This is a genomic window from Corynebacterium sp. MSK012 (assembly GCF_030232435.1).
Taxonomy (GTDB): Bacteria; Actinomycetota; Actinomycetes; order Mycobacteriales; family Mycobacteriaceae; genus Corynebacterium; species Corynebacterium jeikeium_D.
The window spans coordinates 2,159-5,435 of sequence record NZ_JASPJU010000022.1 but is presented as its reverse complement, the minus strand read 5'-3'; the positions used below and the strand labels follow the sequence as shown (position 1 = coordinate 5,435).

1 rRNA gene is annotated in these 3,277 nt (G+C 54.4%); it reads right to left on the bottom strand.

Going from position 1 to position 3,277, the window contains the following annotated elements:
• Window positions 1-66: 66 nt before the first annotated feature.
• Window positions 67-3,157 (bottom strand): 23S ribosomal RNA (locus QP977_RS10945).
• Window positions 3,158-3,277 lie beyond the last annotated feature (120 nt).

Here is a 3,277-nt window from a genome sequence, read left to right as displayed (position 1 = left end):
GGGTGGGTGGTGTCATGCCAGACACTGAATAACGGACGCGAGCAAAAACCCTGTAATTCACACTTTGTGTGTTGAATGTTTGGTCTATTAGTACCGGTCACCTCCACACCTTACGATGCTTCCAGATCCGGCCTATCAACCCCATCATCTATAGGGGACCTCAAAAGAAACCTAATCTTGGAACAGGCTTCCCGCTTAGATGCTTTCAGCGGTTATCCCTTCCGTACGTAGCCAACCAGCCATGCCCCAGGCGGGACAACTGGCACACCAGAGGTACGTCCATCCCGGTCCTCTCGTACTAGGGACAGCCTTCCTCAAGTTTCTACGCGCGCGGCGGATAGAGACCGAACTGTCTCACGACGTTCTAAACCCAGCTCGCGTGCCGCTTTAATGGGCGAACAGCCCAACCCTTGGGACCTACTCCAGCCCCAGGATGCGACGAGCCGACATCGAGGTGCCAAACCATCCCGTCGATATGGACTCTTGGGGAAGATCAGCCTGTTATCCCCGGGGTACCTTTTATCCGTTGAGCGACACCGCTTCCACAAGCCGGTGCCGGATCACTAGTCCCTAGTTTCCTACCTGCTCGACCTGTCAGTCTCACAGTCAAGCTCCCTTGTGCACTTACACTCAACACCTGATTGCCAACCAGGCTGAGGGAACCTTTGGGCGCCTCCGTTACTCTTTGGGAGGCAACCGCCCCAGTTAAACTACCCACCAGGCACTGTCCCTAACCCGGATCACGGGCCGAGGTTGAGATGTCCAATACGATCAGAGTGGTATTTCAACAACGACTCCACCCCAACTGGCGTTGAGGCATCACAGTCTCCCACCTATCCTACACAAACCGAACCGAACACCAATACCAAGCTATAGTGAAGGTCCCGGGGTCTTTTCGTCCTGCCGCGCGTAACGAGCATCTTTACTCGTACTGCAATTTCGCCGGGTCTGTGGTTGAGACAGCAGGGAAGTCGTTACGCCATTCGTGCAGGTCGGAACTTACCCGACAAGGAATTTCGCTACCTTAGGATGGTTATAGTTACCACCGCCGTTTACTGGGGCTTAAATTCTCCGCTTCGACCCGCAAAAGGGGTCTAACAGGTCCTCTTAACCTTCCAGCACCGGGCAGGCGTCAGTCCGTATACATCGACTTACCCGTCTTCGCACGGACCTGTGTTTTTAGTAAACAGTCGCTTCCCTCTATTCTCTGCGGCCACAACCAGCTCAACCACGTCGGTCACCAGTCATGGCCCCCCTTCTCCCGAAGTTACGGGGGCATTTTGCCGAGTTCCTTAACCACAGTTCTCCCGATCGCCTTAGTATTCTCTACCTGACTACCTGTGTCGGTTTCGGGTACGGGCCGTATATCCACATCGCTAGAGGCTTTTCTCGGCAGCATAGGATCACCAACTTCCCCAAAACGGGTACGCATCACGCCTCACCCTATATGTGCTCCGGATTTACCTAGAACACGGGCCACACGCTTACACCACGATATCCATCACGTGGCACGGCTACCTTCCTGCGTCACCCCATCACTTGGCTACTACCAGTTCAGGTCCCCAGCATCACACACACCAACCAACCTAAAAGGCCGGCACAAGGCGCGTGTTCAGGTGGGTTAGTATCCCTGATTCACCATGGGCGCGGACACACGGGTACGGGAATATCAACCCGTTATCCATCGACTACGCCTGTCGGCCTCGCCTTAGGTCCCGACTCACCCTGGGAGGATTAACCTGGCCCAGGAACCCTTAGTCATTCGGCGGAGGAGTTTTCCACTCCTCATTCGCTACTCATGCCTGCATTCTCACTCGCGCACACTCCACACTAGGGTTACCCCAGCGCTTCACAGCAGTCACGCGACGCTCCCCTACCCAACCACCAAAAGGTGATTGCCGCGGCTTCGGCGGTGTACTTGAGCCCCACTACATTGTCGGCGCAGAACCACTCGACCAGTGAGCTATTACGCACTCTTTCAAGGATGGCTGCTTCTAAGCCAACCTCCTGGTTGTCTTCGCGATCCCACATCCTTTTCCACTTAGCACACCCTTAGGGGCCTTAGCCGGCGATCTGGGCTGTTTCCCTCTCGACTACGAAGCTTATCCCCCGCAGTCTCACTGCCGTGCTCTGACCTCACCGGCATTCGGAGTTTGGCTGATGTCGCTAAGATGATAGTCCCGCTAAACCAACCAGTAGCTCTACCTCCAGGAGGAAACACACGACGCTGCACCTAAATGCATTTCGGGGAGAACCAGCTATCACGGAGTTTGATTGGCCTTTCACCCCTACCCACAACTCATCCCCTCAGTTTTCAACCTAAGTGGGTTCGCGCCTCCACAGAGTCTTACCTCTGCTTCACACTGGCCATGGGTAGATCACCCCGCTTCGGGTCCAGGACATGCCACTGACAACACACTAGTTAGTATTCGCTTTCGCTACGACTACCCCACCAAACGGGTTAACCTCGCGACATGCCGCTGACTCGCAGGCTCATTCTTCAAAAGGCACGCCATCACCCCACAAAAAAGGGCTCTGACGGATTGTAAGCACATGGTTTCAGGTACTATTTCACTCCCCTCCCGGGGTACTTTTCACCATTCCCTCACGGTACTAATCCGCTATCGGTCATAAGCAGGTATTTAGGCTTACCGGGTGGTCCCGGCAGATTCACAGCAGATTCCACGAGCCCGCTGCTACTCGGGCAACACACCAATTGCACGCACGGGTGTTTCACGTACCGGACTCTCACCGTCTACGGCAGGACATTCCAATCCACTTCCGCTACACCCACACAAAACAACGCAGGGCTAGCAGACCCTGCACAATGCATCCCCACAACCCCACGCACGCAAACCCTGCCAGGTATCACACGCACGCGGTTTAGCCTCATCCACGTTCGTTCGCCACTACTAACGGAATCACAATTGTTTTCTACTCCTACGGGTACTGAGATGTTTCACTTCCCCGCGTAACCACCAATTAGACTATGAATTCATCTAACGGCGACCGCCCACAACGACGGCCAGGTTTCCCCATTCGGACACCCTCGGATCAACGCTCAGTTGGCAGCTCCCCGAGGCCTATCGCAGCCTCTCACGTCCTTCATCGGCCTACTATGCCAAGGCATCCACCATGCGCCCTTACAACACAACACACAAACAAATAACTAAGAACAATCACAAACAGAAAAACTGCTTGACAAAATCGAACTTACAGAAAAACAAGATGCTCGCGTCCACTATCCAGTTCTCACACAACACCCACACACCACACA